Source organism: Pseudoalteromonas haloplanktis ATCC 14393 (assembly GCF_000238355.1).
In the GTDB taxonomy this organism is placed as follows: domain Bacteria; phylum Pseudomonadota; class Gammaproteobacteria; order Enterobacterales; family Alteromonadaceae; genus Pseudoalteromonas; species Pseudoalteromonas haloplanktis.
Genome location: NZ_AHCA01000009.1, coordinates 189,410 through 210,541, shown reverse-complemented (window position 1 = coordinate 210,541; position 21,132 = coordinate 189,410). Strand labels below are relative to the sequence as shown.

The window sequence follows — 21,132 nt, the reverse complement described above, 5'->3', positions numbered from 1 at the left end:
TGGGTAATGTAAATAAGAGAACGCGCCTTTTGTATAAAAAAGAGGAAAGTACTCTTTGATTAAATTGTTAGATATATCACAGTGGAGCTACTATGGATGCAATGACTTGGGGGTTTGCTGGTACGCTTGTAGGTGCTACAGCAAGTATTGCTACTACAGCGATGACAAATTGGATTACATATAAAATTTCAAAAAACACCAAAATTCAAGATCGAGAAGAACGTGCAAGAGTATTTCAAAGAGAAACGTTACTCGAATTACAAATTGAAATTCGAAAATATATTCTCACCTGTTCTCGCTCATATCGATCAAAAATGAAAATTTACGACTTAACTTGTGAATGGAAAGAACATATTCCGGAAAATTTAGATGAACAACTATTTGAGTTGAATTCAAAAACATCAATTTTAATTCAGCGTGTATCAAACGACAAACTACGCAATAAATTAGATGAACTACAAACAGCAGCTACCAAGTGTAATAGGTCTAAAAATGAATGTGAGGCTGAAACACATTATGTTGCTTATTCAGATATTTATGAAAAGTTGCATGAACAATTAGGCTATGAATTGAGAAGTTTATACTAGTCAGAATGCCTAATAGATATGAGTCTTAACCTGTCGATAGGCGCTAGTAGTCTTTTTGACCGTTTTATCAATTGACGGTCAATTAAAAATCAATAAACAAATTCGTTTACTTCCTCTAAAGCGCAGCGCCTCTTAACCTCTTTGTGAGTAATTCACTTAAACACATTTTGTACAAAGAGCAGGGAATGACAAGCCACGAGGTTCGAGCAACGGGCTGTGGGTATACACCTAGCAAATTGTAGGTCGTCATTTATGGCGACAGCTTTAGTTATTGGAATTGACGCGCTAAAGCACGACCTACGCCAACCTCAGGATCTAGTTGCCTAACCTCTTTGTGAGTAATTCACTTAAACACATTTTGCACAAAGAGCAGGGGATGACAAGCCATGGGGTTCGAGCAACGGGCTGTGGGTATACACCTAGCAAATTGTAGGTCGTCATTTATGGCGACAGCTTTAGTTATTGTAATTGACGCGCTAAAGCACGACCTACGTCAACCTCAGGATCTAGTTGCCTAACCTCTTTGTGAGTAATTCACTTAAACACATTTTGTACAAAGAGAAGGGAATGAGCAGTAAATGATGGGGGCAAAATAGCAACTCGGCTATGTTTGAACCATCAATAACAATAAATTAGAAACAAGTGATTCTACAGGCTCGTTATATTTTTCAGAGCGCGCGGTTAACATCCATACTTTTGTGTAATATTCTCACGATTAAAATTTGCTTTGTTTTATGTTCTTTATAATAAATTACGTGACTACCTTGCGGCCGTTTTCGATAACCTTCCCTTATGTAATCGCAATGAACTCCCTGCATAGGTTCGTCGGCTAATTGCTGGAAAGTACTATCTAACAGTTTTAAATAGTCATTTCTTTGCGCTGTACCCCAAGTTAACTGAGTATATTTGGCTATTTTTATTAAATCGCTTTTGGCTTTTCCTGATACTTCGAATTGCGACATTAGTGGTTATCTTTGTCCAGCTCTAAAATCAAAGAATCATACGAGTAATCCGCAACGCCACTGTTTTCACCGTCAATTAGCATATTGCGTAAATTCATTGTCTTTATTTCCTGATCTTCTAGGGCTCTTAAACCAGCACGTATTACTTCACTTGCTGAGCCATAACGACCTGAGTTAAGTTGCTGATTTATAAATTTATCGAAATGATCGCCTAATGTTACGCTTGTATTCTTAGCCATAATGTAAAATTTTTTAAATACCAATATATACTGGATTATGGTATAAAAAATATATCAAGGCAATTAAATGGGCAAAAAAGCAGTTGGCTTTTTTCTCTTACCTTGCCAGTTTCAGCCAGCTATTGTCTTGCCGCTTTTTTCAAGCTAGTTGTCGCCTTTTAAGCTCTTTGTGACTAATTATTTCTGTCAATAAGTATTGTTGAAAAGTATATTGTGTAAACTTGTCAGCTTTTTTTGGTCATAATCTTAAATGAAAAAATCAACTGGATGTCATTTCATTTCATTTTAGAGCTTAGGGAGGTTAATTAACTATGGAATCTATAAGGATAGCCGTCGCGACGTTGGGATTTATCGCTGGCACTTTTTTGATCATGGGGATGCTAATTGTCCATTTTGACTGGACATACTTGTTTGCAGGGTTTGTCTTTTATCTTTTTACTTACCTTGTTTGGCCAAGCAAAAAACGCGGTAAGCGTGTTTCAGAAAGCGCTATAATTGACAAGCTTGAACTTATAGTTGAGTTCCCTATTGAGCTTATAATCTGGTTGCTTAGGATACTAGGGGGGTTATTGAGAGGCTTATTAGGCGGTAAAGGTGATGGAGCTGATATCGACTTCTAAAGGAAGCAGGCGGCCACTTTTATAATTTCAGTGTCCTTACGATATTAGCGCAGCAGCTACTTCTATATTCCTCTAAAGCGCAGCGTCTCTTAACCTCTTTGTGAATAACTTACTTAAATTTTTTTGCACAAAGAAAAAGGGAATGAGCAGTAAATGAGGGAGGACAATAAATTAGCCCGCTTGGCTATTGCTAGCCAAGCAGATGAAGTGTCTATTTGTGAGTCATTAAAGACGAGTTACTGTAAAACCTTGGTCTTTAAATTGTTTTAATAAACCGTGTTGCTCTGGTAAGTGTAGGGCGCCTACGGCGATAAATAACTTTTCTTTACCGATGCGTGGCGTGAGTTCTGTTACCCAATTATTGTTACGTTCAATCAGCATCACTTGTTCGCTGATCTCACCATAGTTACTGTCGTCAAAACTTTCATTGTAATACTTAGTTAGCGTGACCATGTCACCGTTTTTCCACGCATCCACTAAGGTAATAAAATAGGTTTCTACGTCGGCAAGTTGTTCAAACGTTTCTTCAATCATCTCATTGCTTAACAATGACATGTGGTTAAACATTTCCATTTGATATTCAAGGGTTTCTAACTCGCCCACTGCTATATTATTATCTTTGGCGTAAGCAAGTACTTGCTTATCGATACCTGTTTGATCAGAAAATCCAGCATTTTGGAATTCCATTTGCATCATGGTTACCATTACCGCCCATGGGGCTAGGTTATTAAACATCGCAATATCTATCGACTTTTTGCTGAAGTATTCTTTTAACTTAGCGTAGTTTTGCTCTGATAACTCACTTTGCAGGGTCTTACCATTTTTTAGCATCATAAACGGCATAGAGCGTCGTTGCATTTCCATTGGGCTAATTGCACTGATATCAACTTCAACAATTACTTTATCACTGGCATCAATGGCTTTAGTGACTTTCTCTGGTAGACCTTTCATGCTGGCATCACCTACATGCACGGTGCCAAATAAATAGCTGTTAATACCGTTTTTCTCGATTTGCCAAAGGCCCGGTTCACTATGACTGGCAAAACTAATACACAGGAAAAGCGATAAAATAAAGTAACTGCTAATACGTTGGGTGAGGTTCATAATTGTCCTTATTAATAAATTACCGAGATAATATAAACTAATATTCTATCTAGGTAATGTTAAAATTAGTGCTAAGCGAGTATCCGGTTTATTTTTAGCGCTGATACTAAAGTGGTTTAAGTTGCATAAACTTTTTACTATCGATAACCCTAAACCGTGACGCTGGTTGTTCGTTCGTGAACTATCTAGTTGATAAAGCGGATCAAAAATCGCTTCTAGTTGTTGTTCACTTAATGGTTCTGTAAGGGCATTGCAGAGAGTAATAGTCGTTTTGTCTGCAAACTGCTCAACCCGTAAATTAACGCTTTGGCCAGGTACACCATAAAATAGTGCGTTATCGAGTAAGTTAGTCAAAATGGTATGCAAACAAAACTTATCTACTGTAACAAGCAGGTCCACGGCAATATCATGTTGTAATCGTTGTTCAATATCTGGGTGCTTAAACTGCAGTTCGTTACTGAGGTCATTTATAAATTCACTTAAATTGAGCTTTTCAAGGTTTAGTTCAATGGCGCTGCTACCAGCTCGTTGTAATAATAGAAGATTATTAACTATGGTTTTCATGCGCTGCGAAATGGCGAGTATATCGCTGGTGTAGGTGCTGGTTATGCGTTCATCGTTGGGGTAGCGCAATGCCACTTCAGAGAGGCTAATTAGCTCTGCAATAGGGGTTTTTAACTCATGAGCAATGTCACTAGTAAGGCGTTTTTCATTTTGATAGAGCTGCTGATTGGTGGTGATGAATTTATTGAGCTCATTACGAATAGGCTCTATCTCTTCTACCTTAAAGTCACTTTTAATGGTTTGTGAGGCGCCAGTGATATCGAGTTGTTTAATTTGTTCGTTTAAGTTATTCAGTGGATAGAGGCCACGATTGACGATGCGGGTAACTAAGTAGCGTACGCCAAATACTGTAATAATACAGGTAAGCAAAAATACGACATCAATAATGATTAACACTTTATTTAATGCTGAAGTTGGTGCTGCAATTGTTAATACCATAGTATTAAAATGACCACTATTACGTGCACTTTCGTCTTCTTGCTGAGCAATGAAGTGACTGATCATCGCTCGCCCTTCTTCACCATTTGGTAGAGTGTAATCAATAATTTTAAATTCATTAATCGGAATATCTATATTAGGTAAGTCGACGCCTGGATAGATCTGTAACGAGTCGGATTTTTCGAAGGTGTGTTGTTCGTGCCACAATTGATAAAACTCGCTGGCATTAGCTTGCTCGTATTCAGACATAAACTCACCGGCAAAATCAAACTCCAGTTTGCCCGCATGATCTTTTACTAAGGTTTTTAAGTAATTTGCTTTATTGGACAAGGATTGATTGAATTGATTCTCGACCCAAGAATCGACGCTTAAATCGACCGTTAAAAAAATAGTTACTAAGATCAATGAGATCACAGCGGTAATATTATTTACTAGTTTTCGTTTAATCGAATGAAGCTTAGTCTTGTGAGGCAACATAGCCGAACCCTCGTTTGTTCTTAATAGGGAGTTCCCCGCCAAGCTGGCGGACTTTTTTACGTATTGCAGAAATATGCGCTTCGAGGGCGTTTTTTGACAGTATATCAAATTGGCCGACAACAGCTTCACTGATCATTTCAAGCCCCAATACGCGGCCTTTTGCGCCAAATAAGCATTCAATAATTTTATACTCGTTGCGGGTTAGGTTTACAGGTTGCCCTTGATAATGCAGAGTTTTTAATCCTAAATCTAACACGCAATCACCAACACTTAAGGTATTTTGCTGGCTGTGCAGTTGACCCCGACGAGAAAGTGCCAGCACTCTGGCATGCAACTCTTCAAATGAGAAAGGTTTAGTTAAATAATCATCTGCACCAGTCATCAAGCCGTTTATTTTATCTTGCGCTTCTGAGCGGGCAGATAGAATAAGTACACGGGTTTGGCTAGAGGTACTGCGTAGTGCTTTAAGAATACTCATGCCATCTACACTTGGTAGCATTAGGTCGAGAATAATGAGATCATAATCGCCGCTGAGTGCCATGCTTAAGCCATGAGATCCATCCCCTGTACTATCAACAGTAAAACCAAGATTATTGAGGCCAACATCTAAGCTGCGTCTAAGTGGTTCAGAATCTTCTATTACCAGTATTTTCATTGTGTTAACTTTATAAACTGACGAATAAGCCTTACTACTTTAGCAAGGCTTAAAGATTAATGATACCAGCCTTTTTGATAGGCTAAGTTACCAAAGTTTGCATGAGCAAGAGCTTGTTTTACTAGTTGTTGATCATTACTAATGGGGACTAATTTACTCTCACTATAAAGATAAGACGTCGCGGGTTTGTGTGGTTGTAAAATAACCACTTTATTACCTTGAGGGTGATGCTTTGTTATATAGGCAAAGTTTTTATCATATTGCATCATCGCACGTTGTTCATTGTTGGCGATGGCTTGTGAAAGGTCGCGGCCTATCATTGGATGCTCACCACTGGCGCCAATTAACGACAATAACGTGGCTGGAATATCAAGCTGGCTGGCTAGTTGGTGATCGCGCTTTGCTGCAATACCTTTACCAAAGATCACCGCAGGGATACGAAAGTGGTCAATAGGCACTAAACTGGCGCCGGAAACCCGTGAATCGTGATCGGCAATGACTATAAATACAGTATCCTCCCAGTAGGTTGATTTTTTGGCTTTTTCAATAAATGTACCCAGTGCATAATCTGCGTATTTAGCGGCATTATTACGGGTTTGTTTGTCATTGTCGTAGAGTGAAATTTTATTATCAGGAAATTCATAAGGGCTATGATTTGAACTTGAGAACACTAAGCTGAAAAAAGGCTTACCTTGCTGTTGTAGCTTAGTCAGCTCTATATCTGCTTGTGTGTATAGATCTTCATCGGATGCACCCCATGAGCCATTAAAGTCAATGTTGGCAAAATCATCACTATCAACAATTTGCTCAAAACCATTGCCTAAAAAGAAGCTTTGCATGTTATCGAAGTGACTTTCACCGCCATAAATAAATTGGGTATGGTAGTTTTGCTTAGCAAGAAAATCAGCGATAGTAAAAAAGTCACGTTGTGATTTATCAAGTTTTACGACTGCACGTGAAGGGGTCGGCGTAAATCCGGTAATAACAGCCTCTATGCCTCGTACTGAGCGGGTGCCCGTTGCATATAAGTTATCAAATCCCCAACCTTGCTGGTAAAGTTTATCTATATTTGGAGTTAAAGGTAAGCCGCCTAACGTACCCACGTAACGTGCGCCTAAACTTTCTTGTAGTATGATCACTAAGTTTTTAGGTTTACCTTGGTACGCAGCTTGATGAAAAGTCTTTGTTGGTGCGTTGCTATTGTTAAAGTCAGCTTGTTGATTTTGCATGCTTTTACGTACTTCTGTGAGTAATTGCTCTTCTGCCATAGTGCCATAAAAGTCTTGACTGGATTGTTCATTACTGAGCTGTTTAATTGCAAAGGCCACGCTGTAAAGCGAATTGAGGCTCAGGTCATTAAGTAAATGATCGGTCGAAAATGCCACCATAGCGGGATTTAAAGGGCGATGACCAATAGAGTTACGTGCGCCTAGAGTCGTTAAACATAATAGTAAGATGACCACTACCGTATGCTTTAGTGTCGATAATTGAGCGCGGTTTTGCCATTGTGAAGCAAATATTATTGCAGCTGCTTTTATAGCTAATACCAGCAACAACAGTGAGCAGACTATCTCTGTTTTATAGCCTGAAAAAATCATCTTTGAGACTTCTTTAGGGTAAATTAAATACTCTATAAACAACCTATTAGGACGCAAATCATATTCATTAATGAAGGTTGGCGTTATCACTTCAAAAAAGACCAGTAGCGCGGTCATTAGTAACAGGTAGTACTTAATGATGTTGCGAGTCATGTATTGCTTACTCAGTGCTGAAGCGACAATAATAAGCAGTAAAGCAGGCATTAAAATATAACTTAAGGTTGCGATATCAACACGCAGTCCGCCAACAAAAATATTAAGCCAAGCATGAGAGCTAAATACGCGCTCACCTTGCCAAACACATAGGCCAAAGCGAGCTAAGGTTAGTGTTGTTAACGATAAGCCAAAAAATGTTAGTAATATCCAGTAGGGACCCAGCTTACTTGGTAGGTGATTTAGGTTAAGTTTCTGTGTTATGCCCATAAGATTGCCCACCAAATAAGTGTGCTGATCAGCATGGCAATAAACACACTGGCAGAGGCTATATCTTTTGCTAAACCTGATAACTCATGATGCTCAGTACCAATACGATCAACCACCACTTCAACGGCGGTATTCACTAACTCGGCAAATAATATAAACAACAAGCTGGCAATTAAAAGTAGCTTATTGCTGGTGGCTATCTCCTGCATCCAAGCAAACGCACCTAGCAATAGAAATAATGCGAGTTCTTGTTGAAATGCAGCTTCAAATCGGGTCATCCACTTTAAGCCATTAAAAGTGTGGCGTAAGGTAAATATAAGGCGCATTAGTCCTTGGCGTTTGAGTACTGTTTTCGCATTATTCATGGTTGCTTACCGCTTTGTTATTAAGAGTGTTACAGGTGTTTAGCAAATCTAATTGGGCTTCATAGGTGCTGGTTTTAAGGCCAATAAAATTTGCCAAAGTGTGAAATAAAATATCGTGTGAATACGCTGGCTGTGAGTCGAGTGAACGTAAACAGTTTTGGCTGATGCGTTGGTTGTTTTTCCCTACCCAAATATACAAAGGCACGTGGGTTTGCTCTGCTGGCGCAAAGCTGTACGGGAAGCCGTGTAAGTAAGCGCCATTTTCGCCCAGTGATTCACCATGGTCTGAAACATAAATAAAGTTTTTATCAATACTGTTAGGGAGTTCGCTTAGTTGTTGTAAAACTTGGCTGTTGACGTAGTCACTGTAGGCAATGCTGTTGTCGTAGGTATTAACCAGTTGCTCGTTAGTGCAATTTTGAATATCACTACGATCGCAAGTAGGAGTAAATAGCCTAAAGTCATCAGGATAGCGCTGAAAGTAAGTCGGGCCATGAGAGCCCATCATATGCAATACAATCACAGTATTTGCTTGGCTCAAATTTGCTAGTTTACGTCTAAGTGGCGCGAGTAATGCTTCGTCATAGCAAGGTTGCTGGGTGCAAAGCGAATCATCAGGAGTGAGAGTGGTTATGCGGTTACAGACATTTTTACAACCACTGTTATTGTCTATCCATAGTACATCTACACCAGCCGTTGCGGCGATATCCAGTATGTTTTGTTGGTTATCTGCTTCACTTTGCGAAAAGTTCGTATGCTGTTGCTGCGAAAACATACAAGGCACAGACACTGCGGTTGCGGTGCCACACGAGGCGACATTATTCATGTATGTGACATTGAAGGGGCGAGTGTAACGGTTGGTGTCACGTGCATAACCTTGGTATGCAAAATTAGCAGCTCGAGCTGTTTCACCTACCACAATCACCGTGACTTGTGTTTGTGCTGGGGTAATAAGTGTTGGTGTGGGATCGAGTATTTTAAATGGCTCTTTTGTCACTAACCATTGATCACGCAGGTATTTGTAGCCACTGCTTAAATACTGAAATGGAATTAACTCTTTTTTTAAGAGCTGATTATTACGTCCTGTTGCTGCGTAGTCAGCATAAAAGCTCAATACAATCACTGCGATTAAAGCAAGGCAACCAAGTACCAACTTACTACGACTCAGTAGCTCTTGTGTAACAGGACTAAATCGCACATTTGTTTTAATCAAAATTAGTAACGGTAGAAGGGCAAATAAGGTAAAAAACAGCATAAATTGCGGGTTGAGATAACTGACGGCTTCTTGGCTATCGGTCTCAAAGGTGTTTTGGATCATTGAGTAATCAAATACCACACCGTAATTTAAGGTGCCGTATAAAGCGGCACAAGAACACAGTAATAAAATGTAACTAACGGGTTTGAGCAACCAGCGGCTCGATAGCAAAGAGAAAAAAATAATTAATAAGCACAGTAACAACAACGGTACTGACAGCAAAAACAACCAAGAGAAAGCTGGTAGGGTGGTAATGGCTGTAAAAGCACCTTGCATGAAAGGAATATTAATCACTAAGCAGTAGTAGCTTGCGAGTGCAATAATAAATACGTTGGCACTACAGGTAATGTAAAAACGTTTGTTAATACCCGTGCGGAGAAATTGACTGACGACCATAAATTCACAACTCATATATAATTCAATGGCGAGATGGTAGAAGCCAATACTTAAGAAATACTGAGGAGTAACTGGGCATTTCCTGAGTGAAACGATTTAAAAAGAATAATTTAAGTACGAGTTCGTCAAAAATTAATCAAACCGCTATTTGGTTATAAGGAGGTATGAAATATCAAATGTTTCGCATATGAGAAAAATTAATCTATTTATGTGTCTATGTTGGATTTTTATGCCTTTAAAGTTCGGTGTTTACATGAATATTGGATTGATTTTAAGGTTGACTTAACCCTCCCATCGCGGTACTAATAGAAAAAGACGGCGGGGAGGTAAAAGTTCCTCGTGCGAACAAACAAATTTTTGGTATCGATTACATGCTTATAAATGCACTAAACCTAGTCCTAATTAACGTCGTGGTAATTATTATTACCGCGGGGGCTTGTTAGTGCTTTAAAAAAGAGAAGCATTGAAAAAGCCCCCCGCACTTAACAGTCCGGGGGGCTTTTTAGTTTCAGGGTTTAGAATGGGTAATTAAGTTTAGACATGTCACTGAGGAATGAGGATTTATTAATGACAGGCGCAGAGTTAACAATTGATTTATTAGCCAAACACGGCGTAAATGAAGTTTTTGGCTACCCAGGTGGAGCCATAATGCCAATTTACGATGCGCTGTATGGCGCGCCGGTTAAGCATTACCTTACTCGTCATGAACAAGGTGCAGGATTTGCGGCGGTTGGTTTTGCGCGTAGCACGGGTAAACTTGGGGTCTGTTTTGCAACTTCAGGGCCTGGTGCAACTAACTTAATCACTGCGCTTGCTGATGCGATGATGGATTCAGTGCCATTACTAGCAATCACTGGGCAAGTACCTACTGCAGCAATCGGCTCTGATGCGTTTCAAGAAATCGATGTATTGGGTATGTCATTGTCGTGTACTAAACACAGTTATATGGTTGAGCGCCCTGAAGATTTAGCGGAAATATTACAAGAAGCCATGCACTTAGCACAATCAGGCCGTCCAGGCCCTGTATTGGTTGATATCCCAAAAGACATTCAAATGGCGCAAGTCCCCTTTCACCCTTGGCTGGCAGGAGATGATTACTTACCCGAGTTAGATTCAAATCAAGTGGCGATAGCCAACCAATTACTTAGTGAAGCGAAGCGCCCAGTTGCTTACGTAGGTGGTGGCGTACAGGCGGCAGATGCGCAAAAGCAGTTAATGCAGTTTTTAGAAAAAACTCACATGCCAGCAGTATCAACACTAAAAGCCTTAGGTAGTGTATTGCCTGATTACGAATTTAATTTAGGTATGTTAGGGATGCACGGCGGACAAGCCGCAAATTTAGCAGTACAAGAGTGCGATGTATTAGTATGTATCGGTGCACGCTTTGATGATCGGGTAACGGGTAACTTAAGTAAGTTTGCAGCCAAAGCAAAAGTAATCCATTTAGATATAGATGCAGCAGAAGTCGGTAAACGTAAACCTGCTAAAGCGTCGTTAATTGCGGATTTAAAAACCTCATTGCCACAGCTTTCGTGTTTTGTTACTGAGCAGGCGTGGTTAGATCACACTAAAGCAATGATGGAACAACATGCGTGGCGCTATGACTACCCGGGTGAAAAAGTATTTGCCCCGTATTTATTAAACCAACTTAGTCAACGTATGCCAAGTAATGGTGTTGTTTGCTGTGATGTAGGTCAGCATCAAATGTGGGTGGCACAGCACATGAAGTTTAGTCACCCAAGTAACCACTTAAGCAGTGGTGGAGCCGGCACGATGGGCTTTGGCCTACCAGCAGCAATTGGCGCACAGGTAGCACGTCCTAATGATTTTGTGATCACCGTTTCAGGTGATGGTTCAATCATGATGAACATTCAAGAGTTAGCAACGATACGCCGTAACAATTTACCGGTAAAAATATTAATTTTAGATAACCAACGTTTAGGTATGGTTCGCCAGTGGCAAGAGTTGTTTTTTGAAGGGCGTTATTCTGAAACTGATTTATCAGATAACCCCGATTTTGTGCAGTTAGCAGCTGTATTTGGTATTCCGGGACAAACTATTACCCGTGCTGATCAAGTCGATGATGCGATCGCAGCATTAGTAAACAGTGATGGTCCTTATATAGTGCATGCCTGTATTGACGATAAAGAAAATGTCTGGCCGTTAGTACCGCCAGGTGCAGCCAACGATGAAATGATGACGGAGAGTGCAAAATGAAACACAGTTTAACAGTCGCCTTAAAAAACCAGAGTGTTGCCGTTGAGCGCTTTTTACGCGTAGTTCGTCATCGTGGTTTTGATTTAACCCATTTTCAGCTCAATATGGATGATGGTCACTATCACGTAGCGATGACAGTCGATAGTGATAAACCTATCTATCTTTTAACGACACAACTGAATAAGCTAGTAGACGTAAAGCATGTAACGTTACAAAATAATTTACAGCAGCAAGCCGTTTAAGCAGCTGCTCAACATAATCAACAGGGCTGTGGGTTTTTCCTATAGCAATAAAATTTTAAGAATGAGGATGTCAGCAACTGATAAAGGTGCTGCAAAACACTGAGGTAACTATGGCTAAATTAAGAAGTGCAACAACAACAGAAGGTCGAAAGCGCGCAGGCGCACGTGCATTATGGCGTGCAACAGGAATGACAGATACTGATTTTGGTAAACCAATTATTGCAGTTGTAAACTCGTTCACGCAATTTGTACCTGGTCATGTTCATCTTAATCAACTCAGTGAATTAATGGCCGAAACCATTACCCAAGCTGGTGGTGTACCAAAAGAATTTAATACTATTGCCATTGATGATGGCATTGCAATGGGTCACGGCGGCATGTTGTACTCATTGCCATCGCGCGACTTAATCGCGGACTCGGTTGAATACATGGTTAATGGCCACTGTGCCGATGCGATGATCTGTATTTCTAACTGCGACAAAATCACCCCAGGGATGATGCTTGCCGCACTGCGTTTAAATATTCCCGTTATTTTTGTATCGGGTGGTCCGATGGAGGCTGGTAAAACTAAGCTTGCTAATATCGATATTAAACTTGATTTAGTTGATGCCATGGTCAAAGGCGCCGATACCTCAGTGAGTGATGCCGACTCAGAGCAGGTTGAGCGTTCTGCATGTCCTACATGTGGCTCATGCTCAGGTATGTTTACCGCTAACTCAATGAACTGTCTATTAGAAGCGATAGGTTTGGCCTTGCCGGGTAATGGTACTACCCTTGCTACTCATAAAGACCGTAAACAACTGTATGTTGAAGCGGGTGCACGTATTGTTGATCTTTGCCGTGAGTATTATCAAAAAGATAATCAAGATGTATTGCCTCGCGCCATTGCTAACAAAACAGCGTTTATGAACTCAATGGTGGTCGATATTGCAATGGGTGGTTCATCAAATACCGTATTGCATTTGTTGGCGGCCGCGCAAGAAGCCGGTGTTGATTTTGATATGTCGCACATCGATGAGTTATCTCGTAAAACCCCATTTTTATGTAAAGTTGCCCCTGCAACCGCGCAATATCATATTGAAGATGTACACCGTGCTGGTGGCATGATGGCAATAATACGGGAGCTGGGTAAAGCAGGCTTAGTTGATTTATCTGTAAATCATGTGGCCGGTATGACCATGGCTGAGTTGGTTAAAAAATGGGATGCAACGGATCCTAATAATGAAGCCGCGCAAAAGTTCTACCGTGCTGGCCCTGCAGGTATTCGTACCACAAAAGCAATGAGCCAAGAATGTCGCTGGGATGAAGGCGATAATGACCGTGAAAATGGTTGTATTCGCAGTGTTGAGCACGCATTCCGTCAAGATGGTGGCTTAGCGGTACTATCAGGTAACTTAGCTGTGGATGGCTGTATCGTAAAAAGTGCTGGTGTAGTTGATGAAATGCTGCATTTTGAAGGCACCGCTGTGGTATATGAATCACAAGATGATTCAGTAGAAGGCATTTTGAATGATGAAGTGAAAGCCGGTGACGTTGTCGTTATTCGTTATGAAGGTCCAAAAGGTGGTCCTGGTATGCAAGAAATGCTTTACCCAACCAGTTACTTAAAATCAAAAGGTTTGGCTGAAAAATGCGCCTTGATCACTGATGGCCGTTTCTCTGGTGGTACATCTGGTTTATCAATTGGTCACGTGTCACCAGAAGCCGCCAGTGGTGGTGCGATTGCGTACGTTGAAAATGGCGATAAAATTATTATCGACATTGCGACTCGTGAAATCACCTTAGCGTTAACAGATGAAGAACTTGAAGCACGTAAGCAAAAACAACTTGCTCGTGGTAAGCAGGCATATAAGCCGCTTAATCGTGATCGTTATGTATCTTCTGCGTTAAAAGCGTATGCGCTACTTGCAACCAGTGCCGATAAAGGCGCGGTTCGTGATTTAGCCAAACTGGAGGAGCTTAGCTAATTATGGTTTCTCAAGAGCTCGATTATTTTCGCGCTATTATCCAAGCTAATATGGAACCACTGGCAAAAGTGACTGAGGTTAGCGAAATGGCTGAACTCAGTGCTCGCCTTGGTAATCAAGTATGGCTAAAGCGAGAAGATCAACAACCCGTTTATTCATTTAAACTACGTGGTGCATATAACAAACTAGCAAAATTACCTAAGGGCTCGGTGGTGATCACCGCATCTGCGGGTAATCATGCACAAGGTGTGGCGCTTAGTGCGTCACATCTGGGCCATCAAGCAACCATTGTGATGCCAGTCACGACTCCTGAGATCAAAGTTAACGCTGTGCGTGCGTTAGGTGGTGAAGTTGTATTACATGGCCATCATTTTGATGCTGCTAAAGCGCATGCGCTAGCTCTTACAGAGCAGCGTAATGGCGTATTTGTTCCGCCGTTTGACGATCCTGATGTAATTGTAGGCCAAGGTACTGTTGCTCGTGAATTAATGCAGCAGCTTAATCAACTTGATGCGGTGTTTATTCCTGTTGGCGGCGGTGGCTTGCTGGCTGGTATGGCTGTGTATATCAAATCTTTACGGCCTGATATTAAAGTGATTGGCGTTGAAGCCGACGAAAGTGCTTGTTTACAAGCGGCTCTAGAAGCGGGTAAGCCTGTTGAACTCGAACGAGTTGGCAGTTTTGCCGACGGGGTAGCGGTAAAAATTATCGGTGAAGAAACTTTTCGTTTAGCGCAAAAGTTTTGTGATGAAGTGGTGACTGTCACGGGCGATGAGATCTGCGCTGCAATGCAAGATATTTTTGTCTCAACCCGTGCTATCGCAGAGCCATCCGGTGCACTTGCAACTGCAGGGCTGAAAAAGTGGAGCCAACAAACCGGTCATAAAGGCCTGCATTTGGCGGCTATACTATCAGGCGCAAATTTAAATTTTGATCGCCTGCGTTATGTAGCTGAACGTACTGCACTGGGGGAGAAAAACGAAGCATTATTTGCAGTGACCATTAATGAAGAGAAAGGCAGCTTTAAACAGTTTTGTGCCTCATTAGGCGGCCGTGCAATTACTGAGTTTAACTACCGTTATGCTGGTCCCGGTGAAGCACAAATTTTTGTGGGTATTGCCTTGCGTCAAGGCCAGCAAGAATTAGATGAATTGAAAGCGGATTTGACTACCAATGGCTATCAATTTTGTGACTTATCAGATAACGAACTGGCTAAATTACATGTACGATATATGGTTGGTGGTAAAGCGCCAGAGCAGCTCCATGAGCGCTTATTACGCTTTGAGTTTCCTGAATATCCAGGTGCATTAGCGCGCTTTTTAGATACGTTAGGCAGCAATTGGAATATTACGCTGTTTCATTATCGCAACCATGGTGGGTCTATGGGTAATGTATTAGCCGGTTTTGCTATTGAGCCAGCTCAATATGAGGTATTTAATGAGCATCTAAACCGTTTGGGTTACAGTGTACAAGATGAAACACAAAACCCGTGTTTTACCCAGTTTTTAACAACTCAAGCACCTATAGATAGAGCTAAAGCCGCTAATAATTAAATAGATTGCCAAACTAGCCTAAGATACGAATTCAGCATTTTGCGCTAGTTTGGCTATAAGTACCTAAATTGAATTGTTTTTTCAATCCAGTTGATATGCAAAAGGCTTGGGTTAATCGAATATTTTATCTATAGTTAGGTTAATATAATTAAACTAATTAGAGCATGCTTTGCTATTTAAAGGACTGAAATTTAAGTTATCCGCTGCATTGATTATTTTTTGCGGACAAAGCAGTGCAACGACTGATATCACTTTACAACTAAAGTGGACCCATCAATTTCAATTTGCTGGTTATTATATGGCCCAGCAACAAGGCTTTTACCAAGCAGCTGGGTTAAATGTAACAATTTTACCTGCCGATCCTGATAACCCAGATACTTTTTCTAATGTGCTGTCAGGCCAAGCACAGTTTGGTGTGGCGCATTCGGGTATTTTACAGCAGCGCATTGCGGGTAAACCGCTAGTAGCAATGGCGGCTATATTACAGTTTTCGCCTTATTGTTGGATGGTAAAAAAAAGCTCTGATATTTTTCATCCTCGAGACTTTGCTGATAAACGTATTAGTAGTATTAGCCGTAAAGAAAATGCTGAATTACTGGTGATGTTAGAACGCAGTGGTATCCAAACAGATGATTTACCAGCTTATGCAGGGGATAGCAGTAGTGAAGATTGGTTAGCAGGCGCCATTGATGCGATGCAAGTATATGTGACGAATGAACCGTATACGATGCGTGAGCAAGGTATAGATCATAGGCTTATTTGTCCGCAGAAATATGGGATTAATGTTTACAGTGACATTCTTTACACGACTGAAAATATGCTCAGGCAGCACCCACAAGAGGTAGAGGCTTTCTATCAAGCCAGTTTAAAGGGATGGCGCTATGCCATGATGCATATGGATGAAGCAATTGCATTAACCCAGCATCAATACGCACCTGATAGAAGTTTTGCTCAACTCGCTTATGAAGCTGAAGTGTTGAGTGATTATATTTTACCTGCAGGGACGAACCTAGGCGCAATGTCGATCGCGAAATGGCGTTTGATTGCTGACTTATACGCAATAGAGCAAAGCGCTTTTAATCAAGCGCAAGATGGCTTTATTTATCAGTATGCTGAGCCCGAAAAAATTAATATGTCTTGGATGCTAATAGCCGCAATTATAATTAGTTTGTTATCCATTCCACTTTATTTACGCTTGATGCTAAGAAAAAGCGTATAATGCTTAAACGAATAGACCATCACAAAATCACATGAACCTTGCTGAGCAGTTTACAGCCTTAGATAATTTATTACACGACACTCGCCAATATTGGCAATGCACCGCGTTCGATTTTGATCAATTGCCATGGCCTGAACTAGAGCAAGCCTTGACGGCTTTGGATGATCAACAGGTTGCAGATCTCGATAGTGATCAGCCTGCACTGTATCAATTTATTAGCCCGTATGTTCCCGTCATTAACGATTTAGCTGCGTTGTGTGAGCTACCTCAAGCCTTAGTGACTCGCACCGAGTATCCATTTTGGATCAGCAATGGTATTAAGGGTCGCAAATTCACGCAGCTGCAAGACTTTGTTGCTTCACTCGGGCAAGCTCCTACTTTACCTGTTCTAGAATGGTGCGCAGGGAAAGGTCATTTAGGGCGTATGTTGGCCTATAATCAAGCACCAGAAGTTCACAGTATAGAACTACAACAGCATTTATGTGAGCAAGGTCAGCACAGTGCCCAGCAACAAGGGCTGGCTATGCGCTTTAGCCAAGCTGATGTGCTGGTTGATGAAGTTACAGGGTATTTTAAGCCGCGCCAACATGCGGTAGCACTGCATGCATGCGGGGCATTACATCAAACCTTTATGAATTGTGCCGTAAGCGCGCAAACACAAAAAATTAGCTTGTCGCCGTGTTGTTATCATTTATTTACCGACAATGATTATCAAGCAATGAGCGAGCTTGCTCGTCTTAGTAAGCTAAAGTTAACTCACCGTGATTTAAAGTTAGCCTTGCAAGAGACCGTAACGGCGCCCTCACGGGTTGATAAAATACGTAGAACCGAAGTGCAGTGGCGGTTAGGTTTTGATGCCCTTAGAAAGACACTGACTGGGGAGCAGCATTACGTTAGCGTGCCTTCAGTTAACAAGGCGATTTTTTCAGATTCATTTAAAGCTTTTTGTGCATGGGCTGCAAACAAAAAATCATTGAGTTTACCGCAATACATTGATTATGATTACTTTTTGGCTAAAGGGGAAATGCGCAAAAAAGTAACTGAGCGTATTGAACTGGTCCGTCATGTGTTTAGAAGGGCAATTGAAGTTTGGCTTGTGCTCGATCGTGCTTTATATTTGCAACAACAAGGTTATCAAGTCACTGTGCAGACGTTTTGCGAAAAACACTTAACGCCGCGCAATATTTTGATTCAAGCCACCGTCAAAGATAGAAAAGAGATGTCATGAGAAAGTTAAAAAATTTATTCGAAAATAATAAACGTTGGGCTGAACGCACGTGTAAAGATGATCCAGAATTTTTTAAAATTCTGTCAATGCAACAAAATCCAGAGTACTTGTGGATTGGTTGTTCAGACTCTCGGGTACCTGCCAATGAAATTGTTGATTTAATGCCTGGTGAGTTATTTGTTCATCGTAATGTAGCTAATGTAGTGGTGCATACCGACCACAACTGTTTGTCAGTGATGCAGTACGCTGTTGAAGTGCTAAAGGTAAAGCACATTATGGTGGTAGGTCACTATGGCTGTGGCGGCGTGCAGGCGGTGCTTAACGATGCTAAGTTTGGTTTAATTGATAACTGGCTACGTCATGTCGGTGATGTAAAAGAAAAATACATTGCAAAAATAGATGCTCTAGCTGAGAAAGACCGCCTTAATAGCTTGATTGAACTTAATGTTATTGAGCAAGTGCGCAATGTTTGCCGTACTAATATTGTTCAAGAAGCTTGGTTGCGAGGCCAAGATCTGACCATTCATGGTTGGGTTTATGGTTTAGCGAATGGTCACTTAAATGATTTAGAGTCCGTTGTGACCTGTGCCGATGAAGTAACTGATACTTATAAGAGTGCGGCATTGAAAGTATTTGATCGCTACGTTGGAGCGCTGTAGCGTCATTGCTTTGTTAGCAAGCAAGCTAGCTATATATGCTAGCTTTGCTAGGCAAGTAAATTCAGCACTATTTTGATGCTTTTCGCTTACGATATTGCAGGGGTGTTTCAAAAGTAAAACTGTGAAAGGCGTGACAAAAGTGAGCGTGATCATAGTAACCACATTGTAATGCAATATCAGTCATTGATATTTGGCTATCAGCGAGTAAGGTACGTGCGCTTTTGAGGCGATAAAACTGCTGTAATTGAGCTGGACTCACCCCCGCTTCTTTTTTTAAACGACGTTCAAGTGTTCGCCGAGTAAGCCCTAGTTGCTTACTTACAACGGTTGCGCAGTCATTAAGTTGTACCAGTTGCTTAATGACTTTTAGGGTGTTGTTGGCAACCAACTGCTTACTCATTGCTTGGGTTAGTAACCATTGTTCAAGAAAGAACAGTTGGCTTGTCAATGGGCTATTTTGCATTCTCTCAACACAGGCTAGTAAACTGCTATACCAGCTTGGCGTAAAATCGTGGCCTAGTAAGTAATCTTTTTCAGCTAGTTCGTGTAAGGATATTCCTAATAAGTGATATGCGCCGCAAGGTGCGAAGCGAACGCTTAGTAAAGAATCTAAAGTACTGAAGGTTTTAGCCTGAGTATGACGATTAAATACGAATGTAATTACAGGCGTGGTAAGGCTTAAATCAATTGTTAGACTTGCACCTGCATCAGGGTAGCGTTTTTCTTTAAATAACTGCGCTGTTTGCGTATTTTTAAAGCCTATTTTCCAATAGCATTGCACCCAATCAGCTAAGCGCTGATCGGGTGCAAATGTTTGAAAGTTTAAATGAGGTAATGGATCATTTAACAATAAAATGGCCATATATTTAGCCTGCTTACTTAGTGCTTATCGTGTTTTCTTCGGCGCGTAAGGTGAGCACTTCATAGCCATCTGCGGTGACGGCAATCGTATGCTCCCACTGAGCAGAGAGCTTTTTATCGCGAGTAACGACAGTCCAACCATCGGGTTTGGTTTTTATTTTTGCCGCACCTTGGTTGATCATAGGTTCAATGGTAAAGGTCATGCCCTCTTTTAGTTGCACGCCAGTATTGCGCTTACCATAGTGCAAAACTTGTGGCTCTTCATGCATTTGCTCGCCGATACCATGGCCACAATATTCACGGACTACGCTATAACCATTACTATGAGCAAAGTTTGCGATGGCATTGCCAATATCGCCTAGCCTAATTCCAGGTTTAACCATCTTGATACCTTGCCACATCGCTTCATAAGTTTTATCAACCAAGCGCTTTGCCAGCGGGGATACTTCACCAAGCATATACATTTTGCTGGAATCGGCAATGTAACCGTTTTTTTCAAGCGTAATATCAATATTGACTATATCACCAGACTTTAATACTCGTTTAGGATCAGGAAAACCATGGCACACCACTTCATTAACCGAACTGTTTAATACATAAGGGTAATCGTATTGACCTTTACTTGCTGGGCGCGAGGCAAGGTCGTCGACAATATAGCGTTCCACTAAATCATTAATTTCCATGGTGGTGATCCCAGGGATCACTAAGGGATCTAAGTAAGCAAATACCTTGGCAAGTAAACGGCCCGACTCTCGCATAAGCGCTATTTGCTCAGGGGTTTTAATAATTATGTCACTCATGTCTGGACTCCCCAGTACTAACATCAGCTTGCGCAAGTTGTTGCTTGATAATTTCAGCATAGGTCATGGTTGGGTTTAATTCGGCTAACATACCGATTTTTATCCAGTATTCAGATTGTGAGTTGATTGAACGCACCATAGTGGTACTGGCTTTGCGTATTTCTTCGTGGAGTTGGTCGCTAATTTTTACGATACCCATAACACTGCCTGTATATAAAACGTATATGAATCGTATATATATGTGCCTGTGATTGCAAGTTTACTGTTTTATAGGTAATAAAAAAGCAGCTAATGTAGCTGCTTTATAATGATCTGTTTGTAATCACTTATTGTGCATCATCGCTATTTTTAGCAACCAATTGTTGCTCAAGTAGCGCGACTTTAGCTTCAAGCTCAGTGAGTTTTTCACGGGTGCGGATCAATACTTGGCTTTGTACATCAAACTCTTCGCGGCTGACGAAATCCATCTCAGCAAGTTTGTTTTGAATGGCCTGTTTGGTTTTTGCTTCAAAGGTATCGGCAAGGTTTTTAACACCTTGTGGCATATTACTTGAAATCTGTTTGGCAATTTCTTCAATTTTTGCTGGGTTGATCATATTCTTCCCTCACTGTCACTAAAATGATAATAGCTAATATTACCTTATTGGCTAGGCGTATTGTAGTGATTACGTTAAAATTGCCCGTCTTTATGCAATCTCTTTGG

The 21,132-nt window shown here is 41.0% G+C and carries 21 protein-coding genes; 9 read left to right on the top strand and 12 right to left on the bottom strand.

Going from position 1 to position 21,132, the window contains the following annotated elements:
• The first annotated feature begins 92 nt into the window (after positions 1-92).
• Entirely contained in the window at positions 93-587 is a 495-nt protein-coding gene (locus tag PHAL_RS0116805) for a hypothetical protein (RefSeq protein ID WP_016709597.1), read from the top strand.
• A gap of 668 nt (positions 588-1,255) precedes the next feature.
• On the opposite strand, the gene PHAL_RS0116800 is transcribed toward PHAL_RS0116805, so the two are convergent.
• Complete coding sequence (locus PHAL_RS0116800; RefSeq protein WP_016709596.1) at positions 1,256-1,549, bottom strand: type II toxin-antitoxin system RelE/ParE family toxin; 294 nt, start codon at positions 1,547-1,549, stop codon at positions 1,256-1,258.
• On the bottom strand, positions 1,549-1,788 hold the full coding sequence (locus PHAL_RS0116795; RefSeq protein ID WP_016709595.1) for a type II toxin-antitoxin system ParD family antitoxin: 240 nt from the start codon (positions 1,786-1,788) through the stop codon (positions 1,549-1,551). The genes PHAL_RS0116800 and PHAL_RS0116795 overlap by 1 nt, the downstream gene beginning before the upstream one ends.
• Positions 1,789-2,099: 311 nt before the next feature.
• Between PHAL_RS0116795 and PHAL_RS0116790 the strand changes: the two genes are divergently transcribed.
• The gene (locus PHAL_RS0116790) at positions 2,100-2,408 is read left to right on the top strand and encodes a hypothetical protein (RefSeq protein ID WP_016709594.1); all 309 of its coding nucleotides are present in this window, start codon (positions 2,100-2,102) and stop codon (positions 2,406-2,408) included.
• A 225-nt stretch (positions 2,409-2,633) separates the two neighbouring features.
• Here the strand turns inward: PHAL_RS0116790 and PHAL_RS0116785 are convergent, their stop codons facing one another.
• The 6 genes from PHAL_RS0116785 to PHAL_RS0116760 are packed head-to-tail and all read right to left on the bottom strand — an operon-like array spanning position 2,634 to position 9,698.
• Positions 2,634-3,512, bottom strand: coding sequence for a TraB/GumN family protein (locus PHAL_RS0116785; RefSeq protein WP_016709593.1), 879 nt, complete (start codon positions 3,510-3,512; stop codon positions 2,634-2,636).
• Between the two features lie 45 nt (positions 3,513-3,557).
• Complete coding sequence (locus tag PHAL_RS0116780; RefSeq protein WP_016709592.1) at positions 3,558-4,991, bottom strand: sensor histidine kinase; 1,434 nt, start codon at positions 4,989-4,991, stop codon at positions 3,558-3,560.
• On the bottom strand, positions 4,972-5,646 hold the full coding sequence (locus tag PHAL_RS0116775) for a response regulator transcription factor (RefSeq protein ID WP_016709591.1): 675 nt from the start codon (positions 5,644-5,646) through the stop codon (positions 4,972-4,974). Before PHAL_RS0116775 ends, PHAL_RS0116780 begins: the two co-directional genes overlap by 20 nt.
• Before the next feature lie 56 nt (positions 5,647-5,702).
• Positions 5,703-7,667, bottom strand: coding sequence for an LTA synthase family protein (locus tag PHAL_RS0116770; RefSeq protein WP_016709590.1), 1,965 nt, complete (start codon positions 7,665-7,667; stop codon positions 5,703-5,705).
• Positions 7,658-8,032 carry a diacylglycerol kinase gene (locus PHAL_RS0116765; protein ID WP_016709589.1) on the bottom strand — a complete coding sequence of 125 codons (375 nt, stop codon included), beginning with the start codon at positions 8,030-8,032 and terminating at the stop codon, positions 7,658-7,660. Before PHAL_RS0116765 ends, PHAL_RS0116770 begins: the two co-directional genes overlap by 10 nt.
• Complete coding sequence (locus PHAL_RS0116760) at positions 8,025-9,698, bottom strand: phosphoethanolamine transferase (protein ID WP_016709588.1); 1,674 nt, start codon at positions 9,696-9,698, stop codon at positions 8,025-8,027. Before PHAL_RS0116760 ends, PHAL_RS0116765 begins: the two co-directional genes overlap by 8 nt.
• 552 nt (positions 9,699-10,250) lie before the next feature.
• On the opposite strand from PHAL_RS0116760, the gene ilvG reads away from it, so the two are divergent.
• The 7 genes from ilvG to can all read left to right on the top strand — a co-directional run bounded on the left by ilvG (position 10,251) and on the right by can (position 18,768).
• Positions 10,251-11,900 carry an acetolactate synthase 2 catalytic subunit gene (gene ilvG, locus PHAL_RS0116755; protein WP_016709587.1) on the top strand — a complete coding sequence of 550 codons (1,650 nt, stop codon included), beginning with the start codon at positions 10,251-10,253 and terminating at the stop codon, positions 11,898-11,900.
• Positions 11,897-12,142: an acetolactate synthase 2 small subunit gene (ilvM, locus tag PHAL_RS0116750; RefSeq protein WP_016709586.1), complete on the top strand. Its 246-nt coding sequence runs from the start codon at positions 11,897-11,899 to the stop codon at positions 12,140-12,142. Before ilvG ends, ilvM begins: the two co-directional genes overlap by 4 nt.
• Positions 12,143-12,252: 110 nt before the next feature.
• The gene (gene ilvD, locus PHAL_RS0116745; protein WP_016709585.1) at positions 12,253-14,109 is read left to right on the top strand and encodes a dihydroxy-acid dehydratase; all 1,857 of its coding nucleotides are present in this window, start codon (positions 12,253-12,255) and stop codon (positions 14,107-14,109) included.
• A gap of 2 nt (positions 14,110-14,111) precedes the next feature.
• A complete protein-coding gene (gene ilvA / locus PHAL_RS0116740; RefSeq protein ID WP_016709584.1) occupies positions 14,112-15,662 on the top strand; it encodes a threonine ammonia-lyase, biosynthetic in 1,551 nt (516 codons plus the stop codon).
• Positions 15,663-15,831: 169 nt separating this feature from the next.
• On the top strand, positions 15,832-16,881 hold the full coding sequence (locus tag PHAL_RS0116735; protein WP_016709583.1) for an ABC transporter substrate-binding protein: 1,050 nt from the start codon (positions 15,832-15,834) through the stop codon (positions 16,879-16,881).
• Between the two features lie 31 nt (positions 16,882-16,912).
• Positions 16,913-18,109 (top strand): methyltransferase, encoded by a 1,197-nt coding sequence (locus PHAL_RS0116730; protein WP_016709582.1) that lies wholly within the window; start codon positions 16,913-16,915, stop codon positions 18,107-18,109.
• Complete coding sequence (gene can / locus PHAL_RS0116725) at positions 18,106-18,768, top strand: carbonate dehydratase (protein WP_016709581.1); 663 nt, start codon at positions 18,106-18,108, stop codon at positions 18,766-18,768. Before PHAL_RS0116730 ends, can begins: the two co-directional genes overlap by 4 nt.
• Before the next feature lie 67 nt (positions 18,769-18,835).
• On the opposite strand, the gene PHAL_RS0116720 is transcribed toward can, so the two are convergent.
• The 4 genes from PHAL_RS0116720 to ubiK form a co-directional block, all read right to left on the bottom strand.
• On the bottom strand, positions 18,836-19,630 hold the full coding sequence (locus tag PHAL_RS0116720; protein WP_016709580.1) for a helix-turn-helix transcriptional regulator: 795 nt from the start codon (positions 19,628-19,630) through the stop codon (positions 18,836-18,838).
• Between the two features lie 13 nt (positions 19,631-19,643).
• Positions 19,644-20,429, bottom strand: a complete 786-nt coding sequence (gene map / locus PHAL_RS0116715; RefSeq protein ID WP_016709579.1) for a type I methionyl aminopeptidase — start codon at positions 20,427-20,429, stop codon at positions 19,644-19,646.
• A complete protein-coding gene (locus tag PHAL_RS0116710; RefSeq protein ID WP_016709578.1) occupies positions 20,422-20,628 on the bottom strand; it encodes a ParD-like family protein in 207 nt (68 codons plus the stop codon). The genes map and PHAL_RS0116710 overlap by 8 nt, the downstream gene beginning before the upstream one ends.
• A gap of 127 nt (positions 20,629-20,755) precedes the next feature.
• A complete protein-coding gene (gene ubiK / locus PHAL_RS0116705; protein WP_016709577.1) occupies positions 20,756-21,025 on the bottom strand; it encodes a ubiquinone biosynthesis accessory factor UbiK in 270 nt (89 codons plus the stop codon).
• Between the last annotated feature and the right edge of the window lie 107 nt (positions 21,026-21,132).

Excerpts from the sequence above, each read along its gene's own strand:
- PHAL_RS0116805 (WP_016709597.1), top strand. The coding sequence starts at position 93 with ATGGATGCAATGACTTGGGGGTTTGCTGGTACGCTTGTAGGTGCTACA.
- PHAL_RS0116800 (WP_016709596.1), bottom strand. The coding sequence starts at position 1,549 with ATGTCGCAATTCGAAGTATCAGGAAAAGCCAAAAGCGATTTAATAAAA.
- PHAL_RS0116795 (WP_016709595.1), bottom strand. The coding sequence starts at position 1,788 with ATGGCTAAGAATACAAGCGTAACATTAGGCGATCATTTCGATAAATTT.
- PHAL_RS0116790 (WP_016709594.1), top strand. The coding sequence starts at position 2,100 with ATGGAATCTATAAGGATAGCCGTCGCGACGTTGGGATTTATCGCTGGC.
- PHAL_RS0116785 (WP_016709593.1), bottom strand. The coding sequence starts at position 3,512 with ATGAACCTCACCCAACGTATTAGCAGTTACTTTATTTTATCGCTTTTC.
- PHAL_RS0116780 (WP_016709592.1), bottom strand. The coding sequence starts at position 4,991 with ATGTTGCCTCACAAGACTAAGCTTCATTCGATTAAACGAAAACTAGTA.
- PHAL_RS0116775 (WP_016709591.1), bottom strand. The coding sequence starts at position 5,646 with ATGAAAATACTGGTAATAGAAGATTCTGAACCACTTAGACGCAGCTTA.
- PHAL_RS0116770 (WP_016709590.1), bottom strand. The coding sequence starts at position 7,667 with ATGGGCATAACACAGAAACTTAACCTAAATCACCTACCAAGTAAGCTG.
- PHAL_RS0116765 (WP_016709589.1), bottom strand. The coding sequence starts at position 8,032 with ATGAATAATGCGAAAACAGTACTCAAACGCCAAGGACTAATGCGCCTT.
- PHAL_RS0116760 (WP_016709588.1), bottom strand. The coding sequence starts at position 9,698 with ATGAGTTGTGAATTTATGGTCGTCAGTCAATTTCTCCGCACGGGTATT.
- ilvG (WP_016709587.1), top strand. The coding sequence starts at position 10,251 with ATGACAGGCGCAGAGTTAACAATTGATTTATTAGCCAAACACGGCGTA.
- ilvM (WP_016709586.1), top strand. The coding sequence starts at position 11,897 with ATGAAACACAGTTTAACAGTCGCCTTAAAAAACCAGAGTGTTGCCGTT.
- ilvD (WP_016709585.1), top strand. The coding sequence starts at position 12,253 with ATGGCTAAATTAAGAAGTGCAACAACAACAGAAGGTCGAAAGCGCGCA.
- ilvA (WP_016709584.1), top strand. The coding sequence starts at position 14,112 with ATGGTTTCTCAAGAGCTCGATTATTTTCGCGCTATTATCCAAGCTAAT.
- PHAL_RS0116730 (WP_016709582.1), top strand. The coding sequence starts at position 16,913 with ATGAACCTTGCTGAGCAGTTTACAGCCTTAGATAATTTATTACACGAC.
- can (WP_016709581.1), top strand. The coding sequence starts at position 18,106 with ATGAGAAAGTTAAAAAATTTATTCGAAAATAATAAACGTTGGGCTGAA.
- PHAL_RS0116720 (WP_016709580.1), bottom strand. The coding sequence starts at position 19,630 with ATGGCCATTTTATTGTTAAATGATCCATTACCTCATTTAAACTTTCAA.
- map (WP_016709579.1), bottom strand. The coding sequence starts at position 20,429 with ATGAGTGACATAATTATTAAAACCCCTGAGCAAATAGCGCTTATGCGA.
- PHAL_RS0116710 (WP_016709578.1), bottom strand. The coding sequence starts at position 20,628 with ATGGGTATCGTAAAAATTAGCGACCAACTCCACGAAGAAATACGCAAA.
- ubiK (WP_016709577.1), bottom strand. The coding sequence starts at position 21,025 with ATGATCAACCCAGCAAAAATTGAAGAAATTGCCAAACAGATTTCAAGT.